Source organism: Quyinboa mangrovi, from assembly GCF_042219825.1.
Lineage (GTDB): Bacteria > Bacteroidota > Bacteroidia > Bacteroidales > UBA5342 > JBHJHP01.
The window spans coordinates 31,560-54,727 of record NZ_JBHJHQ010000011.1; the positions used below are offsets into that span (position 1 = coordinate 31,560).

The following is a 23,168-nucleotide window of genomic DNA, read 5'->3' on the forward strand; positions in this document are numbered from 1 at the left end:
CACTCTATTTTGATTTTATAACCCCTGGTATGAAATTTGTTGCAGTATCTTGCACATCGGTTTGGGGGCCATACAGAATTAATAAATATTTTTGCATCAGAATTTTAAATCCGCAACATGAATAATTTAAACACTTTTAAAACTACTTTTTATTTTAAGTCGCTCAGAAAAAATCAGTTCTTTAGAAGAGCTTCTTTGATATCGGCAATCCTGATGATTTTCGGAATGACAAGTGCACATGCTGTTGACGTACAGACCGTTGATTCTCTTCTGGAACAGGATATTGTATTGAGCGAGGCTGTAGAATATCATATAACAAATTCTAAGAATGCCTTAACCAACAGTACTGTTGATCTTACCAATGTAGACGCCTGGTTATTTTTTGACAATATGCGTCCTACGGAAGTGGTAGCCAAATACAGAACCTCCATAAAAATTAACGGTAACACTCTAACTGATGGCACAAACGGACGTGTGGCTATTTATAAACTGGGCACCGTAATCATGCCTCACGGATCAGATTTTAAACCTCTGACTGTTTATACAGAAACAGAATTCGGAGGCAATCAGAGTTCGTATGCAGTGCACACTTACTATACAAACCTGGGGGCATTCGATAATGCCATTATGTCTTTTAAACTTAAAAGAGGCTATATGGCAACATTTGCCAACAATAACGATGGTTCGGGATACAGCCGCGTTTTTATTGCTGATAACAGCGATCTGGAAATTAATATGCCTGCATTGTTATCCGGCAAGGTTTCCTTTATCCGTGTGTTCAAACACCAATGGGTAACTAAAAAAGGTAAAGCAGGCTGGAATCCTGAAGACATTAATTCTACAGCATATTACGACTGGAATATAGGTGGTAATTCTTCTTATAACTATGAATATGCTGCGATACGCCAGAATGGAGGATGGCCATCATGGGATGCCATTAATAACAAACAAAACATAAGTCATCTGCTTGGGTTCAATGAACCGGACAGACCGGATCAGTCCAATATATCAATGGATGATATGATTTCTCAATGGCCCAATTTCATGAAATCGGGATTAAGAATTGGGTCTCCTGCCTGGTCCTCAGAATGGAACTCAGCACCTGGAGGGGGAAACCTGTTTGATTTTATCGCAAAGTGCGATGAACTAAATTACAGGGTAGATTTTGTTGCCCTTCACTGTTATTGGGTGAAATCGGCACAAGACTGGTATAACAGCCTGAAATATATTCACGACAGAACCGGTCGCCCGTTATGGATCACAGAATGGAATAACGGTGCCAACTGGACCACGGAAAGCTGGCCGGCAGGAAACAGGGAATATAATACGGCAAATGCAAACAAACAGCTGAATGACATGAAAGCTATACTGCAGGTTCTGGATACTGCAAGTTTTGTGGAACGCTACTTTATCTACGACTGGGTACAGGACTGCCGTGCTATGGTTTTAAACGGCGGACTGACACTGGCTGGACAATATTACTACGATAATCCTTCAGAAATTGCATTCACCCATAAAAATGAAGTTATTCCTCACTGGAATACACAGAAACCATACATCAAGCTTTTAACATCCATTCCTTCGCTGAAAAAGAATTTAATTCAGTGGGAAGATCCGAACAAGGAACTTACCAATATAGTTACAGTGGAAAGACGCATAAACGATGGTGAATTTGTGGAAGTATTCAGTACCACAAATCCGGGAGTTACCGTTTATCAGGATCCTTACCAGGAGGGTGTTCAGGGAACAGTCCAGTTCCGGATCAAGTGTGTTATTGCTGGTGGTACCACTGTTTATTCCCCTGTTAAATCCGTATCTGTGACTTCCGGACAGGATTCCATCCAGATTGCTAAATTTATGGTTTCAAATTTTGATGATCAGGCCTGTGTATTTCCACAATCGTTTACAAATGATCCGTCTATTATTCTGGGACCAATTTCATATAGAAACAGCAAACCACAGCTCACAAAAAGAATCAGCAAACTGGATGACAGTAAAGTAGATATGCGTGTCGAAACCTGGGCATTTCAGGCTGGCGATAATCTGGATATTCAAAACAAGCCGGAATCCATATCTTTCCTCGCTTTACCGGACGGAAACTACGATATGGAAGGTATTACAGCAGAAGTAAAAAAGGTTTCATCTGTAAATGGATCATGGAAGCAGGTGAATTTTACCGTTCCGTTTGATACCAAACCCATTGTATTTGTCACACAGCTTACCGATGTTACATCTTTCCCTACAAAGGTGAGGATTAAAGATGTGACCACTACAGGATTCCAGGTATGTATTCAGAAAGAAGCAGCGCAAACAGCTTCTGTTTCATCTGAAACAATCACATATTTTGCTGCAACTGAAGGTACCGGTGTTCTGGACCGGAAAAAGATTGCTGTTGGGAAAACTACTTCTATGGTTGGTGACCTTCTAAAGCAGGTACAGATCAATGTAGACGATTCCTATACCGATCCGGCTTTGTTCGCAGAATTACAGACAGCCAATGATAATGTGACAACATCGCTCCGCTACTTTGATGTTAACCTGAATAAACGCGTATTCAAACAGGCTGAAATGTCAACCGGTGCAAAAACAGTGGCACAGGATGAACTGGGCTACATGATTATTGATATGGCAGCAGGGCAGTTTCAACCGGTTCAGAAGCTATCATCACAACCAGTTGCATTCTATCCGAATCCGGCCAGAGAAGTCCTTTACTTTAAGATGAGCTCCCCTGCAAAGGTTGAAATCTTTGACCTTACCGGATCAAAGGTTCTCGAGGAAAATATACATAATCAACTGAATATTGAATCTTTAAATTCCGGCATTTATCTTGTTTTTGTTAATGGTAAGGCAACAGGGAAATTTATGAAGATGTAACCATAATTCATCGGTTTAAGAATTAAAAACAGGGCATCGCAATACCAGCGGTGCCTTTTTTTTGATTTTATTTAACCGACAGGGCGTTTTTTAAAAAACTTTAGTAATTTAAGGCCTTTAATATAACCTTTTGGAAAAATGCTAAAGATTAAAAAACCTCTCATTCCGGCGATCCTGCTAATTGCAGTATTCTGCATATCTGCTACAACAGAAATTGCAGATTCAAACACTGCTTTTATCAGAAAAATAATGAGCTACCAAACAGTTTACAGGCAGGAGAAAGCCTATCTGCAAACCGATAAACCGGTGTACTATACGGGTGAAACAATTTGGTTCAGTGGTTTTATTATGAATGTAAAAAATCAAAAGCTGAATGAAACAGAAGTTGTTATGTATGTTGATTTACTCAAGCCAACCGGAGGTGTCATTCAAAAAAAGATACTGAAACTAAACAAAGGAAGGGCATATGGGCAAATTGATATTCCTTCAGAATATAAAAGTGGCGAATATATACTTGTTGCCTATACAAACTGGATGCGAAATACCGGTGCCGATTTTTATTACCGAAAACCTGTGTATATCCTGAATGATCAACCTTCGAAAGAGAAAAATGAATATGCAATTGAAGATACTGTTTCAAATATCCTAAAGGACCTGAATATAAGGGGAAATAAAAACAAGGAAGTAGAGACGCCTGATTATACAGAAGAACAGAACAAAGAGCCCGGACTAAAACTTACTTTTTATCCTGAAGGTGGTGAAATATTATCCGGCATCAATTGCAAAGTGGCGTTTGAAGCCAAAGACAAAACAGGACTGAATATTGCAGTAACAGGTTATGTTAAAGACAATACAGGGAATATTGTTTCCACCATACAAACACTTTGGAAGGGACGTGGATTCTTTATGTTTACACCAGAGGCCGGTAAAACATATTTTGCAGAAATAAATGTAGACAATGAACCTGACCCCCTGAAATTTCCCCTTCCTGAGGTTCTGCTATCAGGATACAATCTGAAGGTTGAATCATCCCCACAAGCTCCAAATATTCTGGTGACCATCACTAACAGCTCAGGCAGGTTTGAAAACTTATTTTTACTCGCCATGCAGAATACCTCGCCTGTTTACGCCCTTTCAGACAGCCTGAATCAGGAAACAAAAACGTATGCCATTCCAAAACAAGACCTGAATACAGGTATTATTCAGTTTACGGTCTTCGATCATATCAAACGTCCGGTGTGCGAACGTCTGTTTTTTCTCAGCAAGAATGACCAGCTCCAGTTCAGCATTGATAATCCACATTTTCAAGCAGATAAAAGAGGAAAAGTTTCCGTTGAACTAACAGCTAAAGACAAAGAAGGATATCCTGTAAAAGGATCTTTTTCACTAGCTGTTACCGATGCGGATCGATTAAGCGAGGAACTATATCGCGATCCCGATTTTGTATCCAATTTCTATTTGAGTTCTATGCTCCCTGGTTTACCTGAAGACCTGAAGGACATATTGAAACTAGGTTCCAAAAACTATCTTATGTCAGAACTGCTGATGTTGACAAATGGATGGAGACGTTATACATGGGAAGAAGTGCTAAAGGATACCATTCCAATGCCCAAATATCTTGAAGAACCAGGACTTTACTTTAAAGGTCAGTTATTTCGCAACAATAATAAAAAGAAAGAAGTTCCCTCAGGCATGGATGTTACATTGTTTTTTGCCAAGAGTTTTAACGTATACACACAATTTACAGATGACAATGGTGAATTTTCGTTTATATTGAAAGATTTTAATGACACCATGAGTGCTGTTTTACAGACAAAAAACAAGATGAACCTGAAGAAAGATTTTCTGCTGGAACTTGAGACCAACAATAAATCACAACCAGTTGACTTCTCTGTCTCAAATCCATTTGAACTGAGAGGCGAAAATCTTTCCGGAGTTTACAATACCGGCCTGTTAAAAAGAAATACCCTGGAAGAAGAACTGGCCGCTGCCGCCGATAATCAATTGTACCTGGATACCACAGATGTAATTATTGACGAGGTAACTGTTACCGGAACTAAAGGCAAGGATTTTAAAAATGCCATGGTAAAGAAATATGGTGCTCCGGATCAAACCGTTGGGAAAAGACAACTTGAAGATCTCAACGAACAAAAACCCTGGAACTGGGGATTGATGAGTATCATAGAAGATGCAATACCCGGACTCGAAGTACTAATGACATCAGACACGTCGATCAGATTCACACCAAAGGACAGACGACGTCATCAGTTCTTTATTTTTGTTGACGGAGAACTTGTTGGATCTACAAATGCGAATGGTGTGCTTAACAAAATGCACAGACTCTATCAGGTTCAGGATTTAATTATTCTTGATCCTACAATTGTAAGTTCTATTGATCTTATTTACCCTCAGGAAGACCAACCCGGTAACGTATTGAAAGGTCTTGCAGAGTTTTACAATACTCAGATCGGAGATGATCAATCTGCTATTTCAGACGTTAATTCGATGATCGAGCAATCTGAAAACCTGACTGCACCGGTAGGTATACTGTCTATCTATACCGTAAATGGTGGTGGACTTTACAGTCAGGTTCATTACAAGGGAATATTAAAATTAAAAGTAACAGGGTACAGTAAAACAAAAGAATTCTATTCTCCGGATTATTCTGATCCTGACACAAAAATTAAATCTGATGAACGCACAACACTGTACTGGAATCCTGAAATAGAAACAGATGAATTCGGTAAGGCAGTCGTGGAATTTTACAATTCAGATAGCGGACACAGGTTTAGGGCTGATGTGGTTGGCCTGTCTGCAGATGGAGTACCTGGTAACGCGCGACTGGAATTCGGATCAGACAAACCATTGGCTCCTCCAGTATTGGCAGAGCAAGAGCCAGCAGAAGAGAATGATGTTATTTTTTACGAAAATCCTGATGACATACCCGTAGTAGAAGAAGAACCGGAACCCGTTTGGATTAATCCAACAAAAATCAAAGTTCATGTGAGCCAACCAGATAACCAACCTGCCGTGTTTGCCGATGTAACAGTTTTGTCCAGAAAATGGGGCAACGTGACGGATGAAGATGGCAACTTCTATCTGGATATGGCTTTGGTGAGAGATTATGACACTGTAATTATTTCCTACAAGGGAGAAGCAGACAAAATACTAATTGCTTCTGATATAAGCGATAATGATACGCATGTTACGCTGAGCCCATTAAAATTGTCACAAACAAATGAAGATGGAAATGATATTGCAAGACATGCTATCCGGAATCTGTTAAAAACGCGATCGAAAAAAACTGAATACGGACTGGTTGCCTACCGTCAGGAAACCGGTTGGGGGAAAGAGATGCAGTCGTTGCTTGATCTGAATGTTGTTATACGTGTTCCGGGAATACTGGACAACTCTATTATTTATAGTTCAAGGATTTTAAAGGGACAATGGTTCAAAACCGATAACTACGATAATCATGTGGATTTTTCACCTAAGGTTAACAGTATCTACGATATTCAGGACATGGATCCTGTCTATAACGGAGCTACATTCCTGAAGCAACAGTATCGAAAAAGTTATGAATATGTATTGGAAGGTAAAACCCGGTACATGGATAGACCAGTATACAAAATTTCGTTCGATCAGACTGAATCTGCACCGTGGGCTCTGCAGAAAGGCTTTATGCTGGTTGAACCGGAAACCTACGCCATTTTGTACGTGGAATGGAAAGCCAGCCCGAAAGGTGCAAGATATATTGTTCCGGATCAGTATCTTATGGCTGGAACAAAATTCGATGATTTTGAGCTGCAGTCTGAATTGAATATGGCAACTTTTAATAATGATGCCAATGGATTTGTCCTGAAAAGTGCCCGTCAGGACGTAGCATTCAATTTAAATCATAAAAGTTGTTTCTATTCCCGTGAATTGGTGATCAATGAATATTTTGAAACCCTTCCGTTTAAATTCTTTCCCAATTCATTCAGCGATCTGGATAAGCGCTTTGTTCTAATCAAAAACCCGGTTTATAATCCACGAAAATGGAGAGTACCATGGTTCCTGCCTGTTAATGGCGACATTTCAGACAGGGTGCCATATATGCACGAAGTATTGATACTGACTGACCCGGATACAAAACTGGATCTTTTAAATATTGATTTTTAAACCGATGCGTAAGGTCGTTCTGTATATAGCCTGTAGTGTGAACGGCAAAATTGCACGTAAGGACGGAAGTGTGGATTGGCTGGAAAATCTTCCAAATCCCGATAAGGATGATTACGGGTATGCCGGTTTTCTGGAGACCATTGACACAACAATAATGGGTAACAAAACGTATCGGCAGATCATAGGCTGGGATATTGAATTTCCGTATAAAAATAAAACCAACTACGTTTTGACCCGAAACCGGGATAAGGCGGATGATCAGTATGCGAAATTTATTTCTGACGTTCCTGTTTCCTTTATAAAAATCCTGAAATCAGGCGAAGGTAAAAACATATGGTTAATAGGAGGTGGACAGGTCAATACGCTTTTCTGGAACAACAGATTAATAGATGAGATCAGAGTCTTCATAATGCCATATGTGCTTTCGGAAGGCATTGAACTGTTCGAAGGTCTGCCGGATGAAATGCAACTCAGACTTATCCGGCAGAAAAAATTTACATCCGGAGTTGTTGAACTGGTGTACACACCGGATTATCAGGACTGATTTACAGGCTTTAAGCTTTCAACTACATCCTTTTTGTAGCTGCGCCCAATGTTGAGGGTAAATTTATCAATCTCAATTTCATTATTGCTCAAACGGCTAATTTTATCCGTATTGATTAAAAACGAACGATGGATCCTGAGAAAATAATCCGGTAACCGTTCTTCCAGAGAACTGATTTTCTCTTTACTCGCTACCTCCTCTCCCTGCGTGTGTATTTTAACAAAATCTGATAAACTTTCAATAAACAGAATATCGTTCAACGGAATCCGGGTAAGTTTTCTGTTGGACATAACTTCAAGAACACCAGCTTCTCTTTTTGCCACCTCCTCTCTTAAAATGAGCAGCTCCTTGTGATTATCTGCCAGCTGTTTTACCATTAATGTAAATGAACCAATAAACACTATAACATATAAAATCACGCCAAGCGTAATACCATCAGAAGCATTAGGGCCTATCTCACTGTAATCAAATTTAGCCAGGTAAATAAAAGCCCACATCAGAACCATCAGCTCCAGATATAATGAAACAACCAGCGTATAAAAAAAGTATAGTCCGAATTTGAAATATTTTTTTTGAAGCAGAAACTTAGGAACCAGTACATAGTTAAAAAAATATGACGTTCCCATGATAACAGGCAACAACGAAATGGTAAAGAAAAACGCATGCAGTTTATTCCCCCACGAAACCCCAAACACCAACGTTAAAAACAATACGACAATTATCCAGAAAATAATATGCCACACCGGTTTAGGAAATTTAACTGCCATTTTCTGACTTCTAAAATAAAAGTTTTGTTACTATAGATTGTTGTTGAATTGCCGCAAGTCCTGAAAGTGATACTTCACATATAAGTCAAGCAGCAAAAAGCCTTCTGATGAGAGATTATAAACGGCACTAAAGTGTTCAACAATATGGTATTTTACAAAATAAAGTAGTTTTGCGTCAAATTCCGGGTTCATGCTTTCCCTTTCTCTCTTTTCAATCAGACTTCTCATTCTGTCCAGTTCTTCATTTATCCGGTATTCAGCATATGTGTTATCCTTATCAATCACACTTTGAGTGGAAAAAAATACTTCCGTTATCTTATCTTTAATGGCCGATCGGAGTTCTTCTGTCAATCTGATATCCGAAAAACTTTTTTTAATCAGCGCAAAAACATCACGACACAAATCATCATGAAATGATTTCAGGTTTTGATCAATCACATCGAATTCCTGATAAAGTTCCTTTATAAACTTTTCCCCGTCAAATAAATTCATTCTCGCTAATTTTATATTTCTTTTGTTGTAACACTTAACTTACAACAAAGATTAAATATAGAAATTTTTTTACGGAATTTGACGTCACTTTTTAATGAAACAGCGCTAAGAATGCTGAACAACAGGTTTAGGACCGGATACGACATTGCTGTTTTTGGGGGTTCAACTTAATTTTGAAGTGAACTAAAAAAATTCAAATTATGATGAAACTATTTTATGAAGGCGGCGCCCTGTTTATGGGCATTCTTACCCTTGTTTTAATTATTATTCTGGCATGGGGAATCTATCACTTTATTATTGGAACAAAGGCCAAAGAGAGCAAAACTGATCTGATTATACACAGACTGTCTTACATTAAATCATTTGGTTTTTTTGCCATGATAACAGGAATATTAGGGCAATTAATCGGAATGTATGTTGCGTTCAGTTATATTGCAAAAGTGGGTGACATATCAAAATCTCTGTTTTTTGGTGGTTTAAAGGTATCCATGATCGCACCTATTTACGGCATAATCATATTTCTGTTTTCCTTATTGCTATGGTTTGTAATGGATTATATTTTACACCGTAATAAGGTTTCCTGAGCTAACCAAAATTGTTATTTATTGCTTTTATTTCCTTAATTTTATAACTGGAAAAATTAAACCGGTACAGGATCAGTATGTGATCCTGTATACGGTTTTTCTGTTAATCTTTATAACTAAATATTATGAAAGCCCATTTTTTACTTGTATTGGTCCTGATAATGGCAAGTTGTTCATCGTTGAAAAAAACCGGATCCGTAAATAATTTTGAAGAGATTACATTTGGCAGTGGTGGCGGATTTACAGGCTTAACGAATACCTATATGCTGAATGCTGAAGGTTTTGTATTTAAAATGAACGGCGAACAGCAGGAACAACTCAAACGTATTGATTACAGATCACTCAAAGGAATTTCAAAACACCTGAAAAAAATTGATTTTGAGCATATTCAAAATGATACCAAAGGTAACATGACATACTTTATTGAAGTGATTACCAAAGACTACCAAAACAAGGCAACCTGGTCCGATGCTTCATCTGATCCTGTATTGAAAGAGTTTTATTCTGAACTTGTAAAAACGTTAAACTAGCTTATTATGAAGATTAAATTATACGCTTTCCTGTTTCTGTTTTTCCCTTCGGTACTTACATCTGCCCAACAGACACATAGTTTTAAAACTGTCAACCGCAATACGTCAGGCACCACAGCAACAAACCTGAAATATACGACCATCAATAGCGGCACGCAAACTAAATCCACTCCACTGTCTTCAACATCAGCTTTCCCTGTTTCAAAAAATATGAAGCAACCCGGATTATCACAGAATTCCAACGTTAAAAACCTGGTAAAGTCAAAGGGATTGCCAGTGTATTTTGAAGTAGATAAAAAGGAGCTTCAGACAAAAAGTGCAAGAACTCTGAAGCAGCAATTTTATGACTTTCACACGTCTGTTTCTTCAACAACACGGCTCCATGATCCTGAAAAGGATCTTGAAATAAGATCTGTCATAACCGATGAACTTGGGATCACTCATATTAAGGCACAACAACTTTATAAAGGGATAGAAGTTGAGGGAGGTGAAAGCTTCCTTCATATAAAATCGGACAGGGATTTATTTACCGGAAAGATATACCTGGTTGATCCGGATATCCAAACCACTTCTAGCCTCACAGAAGAACAGGCTGTTCAAAAAGTAAAATCAGATATTTCTACCAGAACTATTTGCCGGGCCATAAGTGAACCCCAAAGGAATTTCCTGGGGTATGATCCGGTTCAGCCAAAGCTTGTTATTTACGATAACAAGTTGGTTTACAAAGTTGAGTACAGGCCAAATATTATTGAAGAATGGATATATTATATTGATGCCGGTAATGGTTCTGTGGTCAAAGCATATAATAATACCAAATCAGATGGTCCTGCAACCGCCACAGCTACAGATTTAAATAATGTGCAACGCACTGTAAACACTTATCTTGAGAACGGAACATATTACCTGATGGATATTGCCGAACCTATGTTTAACACTGAAACAGGCGAAGGTCAGATAATGACTCTGGATGCACAAAACACATCGACACAAAACCTCGATTATACCCAGGTTACATCATCGAATAACACATGGAATAACCCAACAGCAATTTCGGCTCACTACAATACAACCACGGCATACCGCCATTATAAAGATGCGTATGGAAGAAATTCTATCAATGGTCAGGGAGGAAATATTATTTCGCTTATTAACGTTACAAACGATGATGGCACATCCATGGAAAACGCATTCTGGAATGGTAAAGCAGCATTCTATGGCAATGGGGGAATCAATTTTAAACCATTGGCAGGTGCACTGGATGTTACAGCACATGAACTGGGGCACGGCATTATTTCCAGTACAGCCAATCTTGAATACCAGGGACAGTCCGGAGCTATAAACGAAAGTTACGCGGATATTTTCGGTGCCATGGTTGACCGTGAAGACTGGCTGATTGGAGAAGATATTACCAAAACAACCTTCTCCCCATCCGGTGCGCTACGCAACATGGCTGATCCCCACAACATGGGAACAGGTCTTAACGACCCTTACTGGCAACCTGATCATTTAAAGGAAATGTATCTTGGCGATCAGGATAATGGTGGTGTACATATAAACAGCGGTATCGGAAATTATGCCTATTATCTTTTTGCCACAGCTATTACAAAAGATAAAGCCGAACAGGTATATTACCGGGCACTAACGACTTACCTTACCAGCAAATCACAGTATATCGATTTAAGAATAGCCGTGATACAGTCTGCAAAAGATTTATATGGTGATGCTTCGAATGAAGTAACAAAGGCTGGTGAAGCTTTCGATGCTGTTGGTATTTACGAAGAAGAAGTAATTGATTATGAACAGGATTACAACACCAACCAGGGAGATGAATATCTTTTAACCTACAATACCGACACACAGTTTCCATATTATTTATATAGAACCACAACAACAGGAGAAGACTTTATTGGCCTCACAACAACTGACATGAAAGGGAAACCCAGTGTAACAGACAACGGGGTGGATGCAGTTTTTGTAGATCAAAACGATTATATAAAATACTTAAGTATTGACCCAAACACTCCGGCAGAGAACTATCTCTCACAGGAAGCTTTCTGGGATAACGTTGCCGTGTCAAAAGACGGCACTCGTGTTGCAGCCATTTCTACTGAAGTAGATACAGCTATTTATATTTACGACTTTAATGCGGCACAGTGGGCAAAGTACCATCTGTATAATCCAACAACCAGTCACAGTGGCGAAGATGCCGGTGGGGTACTCTACGCCGATGCCATTGAATTTGATTTTACAGGAGAATACCTGATGTATGATTCCTACAACCAACTGAATTCATCAACAGGTGATGATATCAGTTACTGGGATATAGGATTTATAAAGGTCTGGGATAATGAAACCAACAATTTTGGAGACGGGACTATTACCAAACTGTATGGAGACCTGCCTGAAAACGTCAGCGTTGGCAATCCGGTATTTTCCAAAAACTCACCTTATATTATTGCTTTTGACTATTTTGATAATGTAAACGAAGATTATGCCGTTCTGGGAGCAAATCTTTTGACCGGCGATCTGGATATGATTGTATCTAATGCAACGCTTGGATATCCGTCATTTTCAAAAAATGATGATAAAATTGCTTACTCTGCACTCACCACAGATGATCTTGAAGTCGTCGCAGAAATTAGTCTTGCTTCCAATAAAATTTCAGCATCCGGTAATGCCGACATATTAATATACGATGCCAGATGGCCTGTATATTACACTGTTGGAACCCGAAGTCTGCAACTGGCTCCTGTGGCTAATTTTACAGCTGATTTCATCTCAGGAACAGCACCTCTACAGGTTCAGTTTATTGACCAGTCCATCAACAACCCTGAAACATGGCAGTGGTCATTCCAGGGAGGAACACCGTCAACTTCTGCAATACAGAACCCGGTAATTAATTACAGTAATCCGGGTATTTACCAGGTTTCTTTGACGTGTATAAACGATGCGGGACAAAACACCATGACCAAATCAAGTTACATCAATGTGGTTGCCACCGGATTGGAGCAGGTAGCACAAGAGATTATCTCATTTTATCCAAATCCGGCTAAAGACAAGCTCTTCATTAATACCGACAAAAGCTATCAGATGAAAATTTTTGATACATCAGGGAAGTTGGTTTTAGAAGCATCCAACAGGAAAGATATTGACATAAATACTCTGAATTCAGGTATCTATATCCTTAAAATAAATATTGAGGAGACGGTATTAACCGAGAAACTGGTAAAAGAATAAGGATATAAAGAACAGAATTGAAGAGGCTGTCCAAAAAGTAAAATCTGTATAAGTTTTACTTACGGATTGTTAGTAGCTTTTTAAAAACTACCCCTAAATCCCCTAAAGGGGACTTAAAGCCTCCCACTTTAGGGGAGGTTTGGAGGGGTAATAGAAGGATCACTATCAATTTATAAGTTCCTTATATTCTTATTTGCCTTTTTGGACAGCCTCTTCCTTATTTTTACCTGTGATCCCTCTCCCTAATCTCTACACGGCGTATCTTGCCACTGATTGTTTTGGGTAGTTCATCGACAAATTCAATGATGCGGGGATATTTGTATGGTGCGGTCACCTGTTTTACATGATCCTGAAGTTCCTTAACAAGGTCATCACCTGCCTTATCCTTATATTCTTTTCCCAACACCACTGTTGCCTTTACCACCTGCCCACGAATATCATCCGGTACACCGGTAATGGCACATTCCACCACAGCCGGATGTAACATCAGTGCACTTTCCACTTCAAAAGGTCCTATACGGTACCCCGAACTTTTGATGACATCATCTGCCCGGCCAACAAACCAGAAGTATCCATCTTCATCCTTCCATGCCAGGTCACCTGTATAATAAATACCTTCCGACATGGCCTCATCCGTTAGCCTGGTATTTCTGTAATATCCCTTAAACAATCCTGCCGGATAATTTTTATCATACCTGATCACTATCTGACCCTGTTCACCTGCTTCAGCTGATCTTCCGTCAGGTGTCAGGAGGTCCATATCATAATGCGGATTTGGCAAACCCATGGATCCCGGTTTGGGTTCTATCCATGGCGATGTAAACACTGTGAGCGTTGTCTCGCTTTGTCCGTAACCCTCACGCAATTTAATGCCTGTTAGCTCCTGAAACCTGTTATAAACTTCCGGATTAAGAGCTTCACCGGCAATGGTGCACCACTCCAGTGCTGACAGGTCATACCGGCTCATATCTTCGCGAATTAAAAAGCGGAAAATGGTAGGTGGGGCACAAAGCGATGTTACCTTGTATTTTGACAGGACGGCCAGGATATCGGACGGTGTAAATTTTTCGTGGTCATACACAAAAACAGTTGCCCCAACCAGCCACTGTCCATACAGTTTACCCCACACCGCCTTTAACCAGCCTGTATCCGCTATGGTAAGATGCAGACTTTTTTCATGAAGGTTCTGCCAGTATTTAGCGGTAACTATATGTGCCAGCGGATATACACTGTCGAGCACCACCATTTTAGGATCGCCGGTAGTTCCGGATGTAAAACTTACAATTAACGGATCCTCATTTTTTGTGGGCTCAGCAGGACGCTGAAAAGGTTGTGCATTCTCAATGCCTTTGTGAAAATCTTCCCAGCCATCAGGAATTACCGGCCCGATTGAAATCCGTTTTTCTACAGATGGTGATTCCGGCAGGGCCTCATTCACATGATCTGTAATAAGTTCATCACCGTCACATATAACAGCCTTTATGGTTGCCGCATTAGCACGGTAAATAATATCCTTCTTCGTCAGCAAATGCGTGGCAGGAATAATGACAGCACCTATTTTGTGCAGTGCAATTATAGTAAACCAGAATTCTGCACGGCGCTTTAATATAGCCATCACCATATCGCCTTTACCAATACCCAGTGACGAAAGATAACCTGCAGTCCGATCTGTAATATCCTTTAATTCACCAAAGGTAAATGTTCGGCTTTCACCCTTATCATTGGTCCACAGCAGTGCCCTTTTATCGGGATCTGACTTTGCCCATCCGTCAACTACATCGTATGCAAAATTGAAATCTCCGGGAATAATCAGTTCATAGTTTGTTGTAAAATCTTCTAAGTCTTTAAAGCTTGTCTGTTTTAAATATTTATCAATCATGGAGCTTATGTTTCGTTCAGAATTTGTTATATTATCACTGCAAGAAAGCGTACAGTCCTGCCATCCAGGGCCTTCATACCATGAGGAAGCGTAGCGTCAAAATAGAGGCTGTCCCCGGTGTTCAGCGTGAGCTCATGTCCTCCAACACTTAACAGCATTTTACCTTCCAGCACATAGTTGAATTCCTGTCCGTTATGGCTGTTAAGATTCATTGCCTTCTCCTCTGCTTCCGGCTCAACCGTAACAATAAAAGGATCAGCCTTCCTTCCCGTAAAACGAGATGCAAGCGACTGGTAATTATAAGCCCGTGTGCGTTCCACAGTGTCCCCCTTCCCGGCACGGGTCAGAAAAAAAGATTTCATATTCGGCTCATTTCCGAATAACAAAGCTGAGAGTTCAAAATTGTACTTTTTTGAAATACTTTGAAGCGCTCCGATCGGGATATCGCATTCCCCACTTTCATAACCCTGATAATCCTGCTCTGAGACATGACAGGTTGCTGCCATATCTGAAACAGAAATATCAAACAAATCCCTTAATCCGCGCAATCTTTCAGCTATATCACGAATTTGCTGATTCATATTTATATTTTTTAGTAAGAATTAATTTATGAACAAAGGTAGCGCTTTTCAGATACCAACAATGGGTGCAGATCGATACATCAAAAAATACAGACAACGGAATGAAGATGCATGTTTTCTTGTCTAATCTGTAAAATAAATAAAATCATCTCTACTTGGGTAGATTTACATTAGCCAACAGAAATACGCTATCGGAAAAACGATGGCATAATATGTTTAATAATGAAAGGGTTAAAAGAAAGTAAGTACGAAAGATATAATTGAATTATTTCCCGAATGGTTGATCCTGCTTCGTTGGGAAAATTTAACAGAGTAACGTATATTTACAATACCAAATTGATGGCAATTAAATAATTTCAAAACTTAATTAACATAATCAGAATGAAAAAAGCTTTTTTATTATTGGGAGTAGTATGTATGGCATTATTTGCCGGACAGGCGCAGAACAGCCTTGTCCTGCATCCTGACAATGCCGGAACAAAGATTAACAAAGAGATTTATGGTCACTTTGCCGAGCATCTGGGGCGCTGTATTTATGGTGGCATTTACGTGGGTGACACATCCGGGATTCCGAATATTAATGGATACCGAATGGATGTGGTGGATGCACTAAAGGATATGCAGATACCTGTTTTACGCTGGCCGGGCGGCTGTTTTGCGGATACCTACCACTGGAAGGACGGCATTGGTCCTAAAGAGGACAGACCATCCATTGTAAATGTGTTTTGGGGTGGTGTAACCGAAGACAACAGCTTTGGCACACATGAATTCCTGAACCTGTGTGAATTGCTGGGCACAGAACCTTACATCAGCTTAAATGTAGGATCCGGAACGGTTCAGGAAGCTGCCGAGTGGGTGGAATATGTTACATCTGACAATATCAGTCCTATGACAGACCTGCGTAAAAAGAACGGTCGTGACAAACCCTGGCATGTGAAATACTGGGGTATCGGCAACGAAAGCTGGGGCTGCGGCGGTGACATGCGCCCTGAGTATTATGCGGATCTGTTCAGACGCTATGCATCCTATTCCAAAGGGGCACCATTTAAAATTGCCTGCGGCGCCAACTCTTTCGACTACAACTGGACAGAAACAGTAATGGAAAGAACACGCAATAAGCAAAACTTAATGCAGGGCATTTCGTTGCATTATTACACCCTTCCGTACAATTGGAGACATAAGGGAAGTGCCACTGATTTTAACGAAAAGGAATGGTTCACCACCCTGAATAAAACACTTAAAATGCAGGAACTGATCGATAAGCATGGTGCTATAATGGACAAGTATGATCCCAGAGGACGTGTTGGACTAATGGTGGATGAATGGGGTTCATGGTATGATGTGGAACCGGGAACTAATCCGGGATTCCTTTATCAGCAGAATACATTACGCGATGCGCTTATAGCCGGTATCAACCTGAATATATTCAATAACAATGCTCTGCGTGTTAAGATGGCCAACATTGCCCAGGTAGTTAATGTTTTACAGGCAGTGATCCTGACACAGGGCGATGAAATGGTTCTGACCCCAACCTATTATGTATTTAAAATGTATAAGGTGCACCAGGATGCGATGCTTATTCCGACAGATCTGACCTGCGAAAACTATGAACTGGAAGGTGAATCCATGCCTGCAGTAAATTCATCAGCTTCAGTTAAAGATGGCGTAATGTCTATTACTCTGTGTAACCTGAACCCCAATAAGGAAGAGCCCATTGAGTTGAATCTGGGAACCGAAGAATATAAAAAAGTAAGTGCGCAGATTGTGACCGGTAAAAAAATGGCTGCTTATAACGACTTTGGTAAAGCAGAAGAAGTTACGCTTACAGAATGGGACGTTAAAAAACCAAAGAATGGTAAAATGAATGTCACTTTACCTTCTAAATCTGTTGTGCTTATTCAGCTAAGCAAATAAGACTTTTTAGTCACCGGGTGAACTTTAAATAATAGTTTATTTCATCCGGTGACTATTATTATTTTTCAAATAAATACTCATGAAGTTATCCTCATTTTTAACGGTTTTTATAGCCCTGTTAACAATTAGTATGAGTTATGCCCAGAATCCACTTGATTTTGGCAGCAACATTAAAACAGCTGATCCTTCAGCCCACGTATGGAAGGACGGCAGAATATATATCTATGCATCGCATGACGAAGAGTGTCAGCCCGATTTTTTCATGAAGGACTGGCACGTATTTTCATCCGATGACCTTATAAACTGGGTGGATCATGGCGCTTGTTTGTCTGTGGATGATCTGACCTGGGCTGATAATTATGCCTGGGCACCGGACTGTGCCTACAAAAACGGAAAGTATTATTTCTGTTACCCCGCCGGAACCGGAATAAAAGACCGGGTCAATCCGAAAAACAGCACCAAATGGATGGGGGTTGGAATAGCGGAAAGTGATTCTCCAACCGGCCCTTTTAAAGATGTCATTGGTGCACCTTTATGGCGTAAACCGTATGCCAATGATCCCTGCCTGTTCGTTGATGACAACGACAGCGCTTACATCTATTTTCGCGGAAGTGGCATGAATTATCATGTGGCAAGAATGGCCGATGACATGCGCAGCATAACAGGAGGTTTTATTAAAATGGATATGGGCGGTTATGAACCCCCTATGGAAGGTCCCTGGGTGTTTAAACGCAAGGACAAATACTATTTTACCATGCCCGAAGGAAACCGTGTCCTCACCTACTATATGGCCGATTCACCACTTGGACCATGGACCTATAAAGGTGTTATCATGGAACAGGAACACCAAAGTAACAACCACCACTCTATTGTTGAATACAAGGGACAATGGATCCTGTTCTATCACCGCTGGCTGGATACAGATTCATCCTGTGGCCGGCAGCGTCATATATGTGCAGAATACCTGTATTTTAACAACGACGGAACCATTCAAAAGGTAAATCGGACAGATAAAGGACTGGCTGCTAAACCATAAGGTACTGAAAAATTATTACTGATATATTTTATCGCTTTCATGAAATTTTATATCTACCTCAAAATTAAACCTATATAATCATGAGGATATTTAAAATTATATCATTATTTTTTATTTGTTTGTTAATGTATTCATGCGCAACATTACTGAATTCAAGAGAGACTAACATAGAGATCCACACTTCGTCTCAATCAGCTAAAATTTGTCTGAATAATGATACCTGCGTAGACACACCTGTCATACTTGAAGTTCCAAGAGGTCCAAACGATTTTTATGTAGCTATAAAAAATGACACAACCTATAAGAATGTAAGAATTAAAAGCCGCCTTTCACCCGAATTTACTTTTGGCAATTTATTTTTTGTTTTATATTCCCCTTTGGGATATGTAGGAGACGCATATTATCGTGATGCGATGTATACATATCATAACTCTATTTATATAGATCTTAACAACAGCTTATCAGAATATAAAAAATGGAAACCATCAAAAAAAGGACAAATCTATTTTCGAAGTTCCCTTCCCTGGTTTGACAACATAGGCATCAAAAATCCAGTCAAATATGAAACTTACAATATTTATAAAGGACTTACGCTAGGAGCAGACTACTACCATTCAAAACGTTCGTTTATATCATGGAACATTGGTGTGACAGGGTTTGATGATATTCCTCAGATATATATGGATAGATGGGATTTTGGTGATACTATTACGAATTTCTTGTCTATGAGTACAAAACTGACCAATAACTATGATTTCAATATAACCACGACAAAGAATTTTGGATTTTCCGTGGGATATGGATTAAGTCTTTCATATTTTCAATACAAGGAACACATTTTAAATCAATTGGAACAACATTTTAATCTGACACAGAATAATCACTATTATACACTTGGACTATGTTTCGAAGCCAATTTGTTTCTTTTAAAATACTTTTATATTGGTGCAAGTTATTTGCCATCATTTTTTACCTTAAAAAAAAATGTATGGGAATATTCTCACCTCGCATACGTTGACTTTGGCATAAGAATACCATTAAAAAAGTACAGAAAAGATAATATTACAAAAATAAACTATAAACCAAAAACGATAGAATAAGTTGCTATGGGACAGTATTTACATAGCGCACGTCTTTATCCTGTAACCAAATGAAACATATCTCCCCTTCCATCTGTTTGAAAGAATAATCTGTTAACTCGCAAACATGGCAGCAAATACATTGAATGAAGTCATTGAGCAACTTGAAAAGATCATTCTGGAATCCATTGAAAAACAAAGTACGTATGGTTATTTCGCCGTATTGTACCAAAAAGTTACGATAAGGGTAAAGGAAAAACTGGGTACCGGCTATTTTGATGATGATGCGCGAATGGAGCAATTTGATATTGTCTTCGCGAACCGTTACCTGGAGGCGTATAACCAATATAAAAATCACCAGTTGTGTAGCAAATCCTGGCAATCGTCTTTTGAATCTTCTGAAAAAGATAATCTGATAGTGTTGCAACACTTGTTGCTGGGAATGAATGCACATATAAATTTTGACCTCGGAATTGCGGCTCAGATTACAGGTAAAATTGATATACTGGCACTAAAAAACGATTTTATTAAGATAAATGAACTGCTTGGCGAACTTCTAGATGAAGTTCAACAGGACCTTACAAAGGTTTGGCGCTGGCTGAGATATCCTTTGAAGTTAGCAGGTAACCTGGATAATCTTTTTGTTAACTTCAGCATGAAAATTGCCCGAAACGGTGCATGGAGCTTTGCAATGGAACTCGAGCTCTCCCGCAAAAATCAGGAAGAAATTATAGCTATCAGAGACCAGAAAATAGCAGATATTACACCCATGATCACAAAAAGCAGAGGAGTGATCAAGCTCCTGCTGCGTTTAATCCGGTTCAGTGAAAAAGGAGACGAGGCAACAAAGATCAAACGGATCAGAAACAAGGAATTTAATCCAGCCAATTAAGAGATATAGGCTTACCTTAAGCTAAAAATGTTTGGGGTTTCAGCACATGCATACAATGGTCTGATCCGAACCAATCGACATATATACTGTTCTTTTTATATATAATCTGCAACAATCAGCTTTCCTACTTAATGAAACGCTCAGAAAAATTCCGGCACTGGATAATCATTTTCTGCCTTATATTTGGTGGAGAAATGATATTTGGCCTACCCTTTCATCTCCCACGGTTTTTTCGCCCCACGTTACTGAATGCATTAAATATGAACAACACGGAGTTGGGAGATGCCATGAGTGTTTACGGCATCATGGCCATGTTATCCTATTTCCCGGGCGGCATTCTGGCCGACCGGTTCTCTGCACGGAAGCTGATGTCGCTTTCACAGTTTGCCACCGGACTTGGAGGTGTTTATATGATGACCCTGCCGGGAAAAACCGGACTCACAATTCTCTATGGTTATTGGGGTATCACAACCATTTTCCTTTTCTGGGCAGGAATGCTGAAGGCAACCCGGATATGGGGTGGTAAATTCAGACAGGGACAGGCTTTTGGTATTCTGGAAGCCGGACGTGGTATGATGGCTGCAGGTGCTGCCAGTCTGGGTGTCGTTGTGCTTGGTTTTATTCTCCCTGCAACAGTTACCGAAGCAACGTTTTCTGACCGCCAGTCCGCTATGCGTTGGGTTACAGGCCTGTATGCATTGCTGGCTATGCTGGCAGCAGTATTTACGTGGTTCACCGTTCCCGACACAAAAGCAAAGCGGTCGGGGGAAAAGAAATATAACTTCAGTGAACTTATTCAGGTGCTAAAAAGCCGCGTAGTGTGGTTACAGGCACTGATTGTTATTTTTGCCTACTGTGGCTTTAAGGCTATCGACTTTTATACCCTGTATTGTGCAGGGCCTCTTGGCATGAATGAGGTTGCCGCAGCAGCCTTTGTTTCACGGATGGCTTACATCAGAATCGGAGCGGCTGTTCTTGCAGGACTGCTTGCTGACCGGTTCAGTGGCTCACAGGTTATTGTATGGTTATTCAGTTTACTATTAATAGTGTTTACCATCCTTCAGTTGGCTGATCCGGGTGTAAACACGGAAATCATAATTTTCAGCAGCATCATCATATCAATGATTGCTGTATATGCACTTCGTGGTGTTTACTTTGCCATGATGGAAGAAACAGGCATCAGACGTCATCTTACAGGTACTGCTATTGGTGTTATTTCGGTGATTGGATTTACACCGGACGTATTTTTCTATCCTCTTGCGGGCCGAATTATTGATGCTGAACCCGGTCTGCCGGGTTTTCAGAATCTGTTTTCACTGCTGGCTGTATTCAGCCTTGCCGGCATGATCACAGCATTACTTCTTTCCCAATTTAAAAAACGGACAATTGAATCTGATGCGGAAAGATAAAAACTCTAAAGTTTCTCTTCCACTACAGGCCATTTCTTTTTATCCCACGTCAATTCCGTTACGATCAGTTTTGATTTTCCCTTATCATTGGCATCATATCCGTGGCAAATGAGATAATCTTTTCCATCGGCTGAATAAACAGCATTGTGACCTATGCCATACCAGTTATCATCCCCTTTTAGCACAATGGTTCCGCCACCATACTTCAGTTCATATCCATCCTTGTCTTTATACGGGCCCGCCAGGTCTTTGGATCGGCCCACAATAATTTTATACGTACTGCGGGGACCTTTGCAGCAATAATCTATAGATGCAAACAGATAGTAATATTTCCCTTTCTTGAAAACAAAAGGCGCCTCAATGGCATTCCCGCCTGCATCTTTTGGATTATCATCTATGGCCGGAGGATTAGGTTCACCCGGTTTATGTTTACGTGAAGCAATGGTAGGTATCTGATCCAAATCATCATCCACACTTTTACCGTCCCAGGCCAGTTTTACCAGTTTTAAACCATCCCAGAAAGAGCCAAAAGTAAGATACGGCGTTCCATCCTTATCCACTATAAAATTCGGATCAATAGCATTCCAGTTTGTCTTCCCCGGATAAGACTGAATAATTTTACCCTGATCCACCCACTCAAATTCCGGATCATCCGGGTCAAGCGTTTTATTAGTGGCTAAACCAATACAAGATGTGTTTTTCCCGAAAGCCGATACAGAATAAAACAGGTAATACTGACCGTTAAAATATGCAATGTCCGGAGCCCACATATGTCCCCTGAAACCCTCTACAGCTTCTTTGGTCCATTCCGGAGCCTGTTCGAAAACCCTTTTCTCCCTTTCCCATGTTTTTAAGTCCTTTGATGACTGAACCGATATTCCCCATCCCGTGCTGAACACATAATAGGTATCTCCCTGTTTCATCATTACAGGATCATGAACCGGAGGTCTTTCCTGTGCCATTAAAGCTACACCTGACAGCAGAACGAAAAATATTAACACAGTTACTGAAGCATTGGATCTTTTATACATAATATACATCTTGGTTGTGAAACGTAACAAAATAAGGGTAAATTTAATCTAATAATTTGATTTATCATATACTGATTATCAAGAATCAGGCACTCAGATTTTTATCAGCAGTCAGAAAAAAAGGATTCCTACATGCCTTATATTATTAGGATGAACAT

16 protein-coding genes are annotated in these 23,168 nt (G+C 39.9%); 11 read left to right on the top strand and 5 right to left on the bottom strand.

All coding sequences use genetic code 11. The features are described from left to right. The first annotated feature begins 117 nt into the window (after nt 1-117). The 3 genes from ACE1ET_RS19880 to ACE1ET_RS19890 all read left to right on the top strand — a co-directional run bounded on the left by ACE1ET_RS19880 (nt 118) and on the right by ACE1ET_RS19890 (nt 7,579). The gene (locus tag ACE1ET_RS19880; protein ID WP_375730177.1) at nt 118-2,874 is read left to right on the top strand and encodes a glycosyl hydrolase; all 2,757 of its coding nucleotides are present in this window, start codon (nt 118-120) and stop codon (nt 2,872-2,874) included. A 138-nt stretch (nt 2,875-3,012) separates the two neighbouring features. Continuing rightward, on the top strand, nt 3,013-7,035 hold the full coding sequence (locus ACE1ET_RS19885; protein WP_375730178.1) for an MG2 domain-containing protein: 4,023 nt from the start codon (nt 3,013-3,015) through the stop codon (nt 7,033-7,035). 4 nt (nt 7,036-7,039) lie between these two features. Beyond that, nucleotides 7,040-7,579: a dihydrofolate reductase family protein gene (locus tag ACE1ET_RS19890; protein ID WP_375730179.1), complete on the top strand. Its 540-nt coding sequence runs from the start codon at nt 7,040-7,042 to the stop codon at nt 7,577-7,579. On the opposite strand, the gene ACE1ET_RS19895 is transcribed toward ACE1ET_RS19890, so the two are convergent. Then, a complete protein-coding gene (locus ACE1ET_RS19895) occupies nt 7,570-8,346 on the bottom strand; it encodes a LytR/AlgR family response regulator transcription factor (RefSeq protein ID WP_375730180.1) in 777 nt (258 codons plus the stop codon). The genes ACE1ET_RS19890 and ACE1ET_RS19895 overlap by 10 nt on opposite strands. Before the next feature lie 30 nt (nt 8,347-8,376). Next, nucleotides 8,377-8,838 (bottom strand): hypothetical protein, encoded by a 462-nt coding sequence (locus ACE1ET_RS19900; RefSeq protein WP_375730181.1) that lies wholly within the window; start codon nt 8,836-8,838, stop codon nt 8,377-8,379. Nucleotides 8,839-9,038: 200 nt separating this feature from the next. On the opposite strand from ACE1ET_RS19900, the gene ACE1ET_RS19905 reads away from it, so the two are divergent. From ACE1ET_RS19905 to ACE1ET_RS19915, 3 genes are all read left to right on the top strand, one after another. After that, entirely contained in the window at nt 9,039-9,422 is a 384-nt protein-coding gene (locus tag ACE1ET_RS19905; protein WP_375730182.1) for a MotA/TolQ/ExbB proton channel family protein, read from the top strand. 125 nt (nt 9,423-9,547) lie between these two features. Beyond that, nucleotides 9,548-9,952 (top strand): hypothetical protein, encoded by a 405-nt coding sequence (locus ACE1ET_RS19910; RefSeq protein ID WP_375730183.1) that lies wholly within the window; start codon nt 9,548-9,550, stop codon nt 9,950-9,952. A 6-nt stretch (nt 9,953-9,958) separates the two neighbouring features. After that, entirely contained in the window at nt 9,959-13,189 is a 3,231-nt protein-coding gene (locus tag ACE1ET_RS19915; RefSeq protein WP_375730184.1) for a M4 family metallopeptidase, read from the top strand. Nucleotides 13,190-13,412: 223 nt separating this feature from the next. Here ACE1ET_RS19915 and ACE1ET_RS19920 read toward each other — a convergent pair whose 3' ends face one another. Both ACE1ET_RS19920 and ACE1ET_RS19925 read right to left on the bottom strand, forming a co-directional pair. After that, nucleotides 13,413-15,068: an AMP-binding protein gene (locus ACE1ET_RS19920; protein ID WP_375730185.1), complete on the bottom strand. Its 1,656-nt coding sequence runs from the start codon at nt 15,066-15,068 to the stop codon at nt 13,413-13,415. Nucleotides 15,069-15,094: 26 nt separating this feature from the next. Continuing rightward, nucleotides 15,095-15,649 (bottom strand): helix-turn-helix domain-containing protein, encoded by a 555-nt coding sequence (locus tag ACE1ET_RS19925; RefSeq protein WP_375730186.1) that lies wholly within the window; start codon nt 15,647-15,649, stop codon nt 15,095-15,097. 381 nt (nt 15,650-16,030) lie between these two features. Between ACE1ET_RS19925 and ACE1ET_RS19930 the strand changes: the two genes are divergently transcribed. The 5 genes from ACE1ET_RS19930 to ACE1ET_RS19950 all read left to right on the top strand — a co-directional run bounded on the left by ACE1ET_RS19930 (nt 16,031) and on the right by ACE1ET_RS19950 (nt 21,979). Then, a complete protein-coding gene (locus tag ACE1ET_RS19930) occupies nt 16,031-17,563 on the top strand; it encodes an alpha-N-arabinofuranosidase (protein ID WP_375730187.1) in 1,533 nt (510 codons plus the stop codon). A 79-nt stretch (nt 17,564-17,642) separates the two neighbouring features. After that, nucleotides 17,643-18,599 carry a family 43 glycosylhydrolase gene (locus tag ACE1ET_RS19935; protein ID WP_375730188.1) on the top strand — a complete coding sequence of 319 codons (957 nt, stop codon included), beginning with the start codon at nt 17,643-17,645 and terminating at the stop codon, nt 18,597-18,599. An 80-nt stretch (nt 18,600-18,679) separates the two neighbouring features. Then, a complete protein-coding gene (locus ACE1ET_RS19940) occupies nt 18,680-19,699 on the top strand; it encodes a hypothetical protein (RefSeq protein ID WP_375730189.1) in 1,020 nt (339 codons plus the stop codon). A 106-nt stretch (nt 19,700-19,805) separates the two neighbouring features. Continuing rightward, nucleotides 19,806-20,570 (top strand): DUF5995 family protein, encoded by a 765-nt coding sequence (locus tag ACE1ET_RS19945; RefSeq protein WP_375730190.1) that lies wholly within the window; start codon nt 19,806-19,808, stop codon nt 20,568-20,570. A 194-nt stretch (nt 20,571-20,764) separates the two neighbouring features. Further along, nucleotides 20,765-21,979 (top strand): MFS transporter, encoded by a 1,215-nt coding sequence (locus ACE1ET_RS19950; protein WP_375730200.1) that lies wholly within the window; start codon nt 20,765-20,767, stop codon nt 21,977-21,979. A gap of 5 nt (nt 21,980-21,984) precedes the next feature. Here ACE1ET_RS19950 and ACE1ET_RS19955 read toward each other — a convergent pair whose 3' ends face one another. Continuing rightward, the gene (locus ACE1ET_RS19955; protein ID WP_375730191.1) at nt 21,985-23,010 is read right to left on the bottom strand and encodes a family 43 glycosylhydrolase; all 1,026 of its coding nucleotides are present in this window, start codon (nt 23,008-23,010) and stop codon (nt 21,985-21,987) included. Between the last annotated feature and the right edge of the window lie 158 nt (nt 23,011-23,168).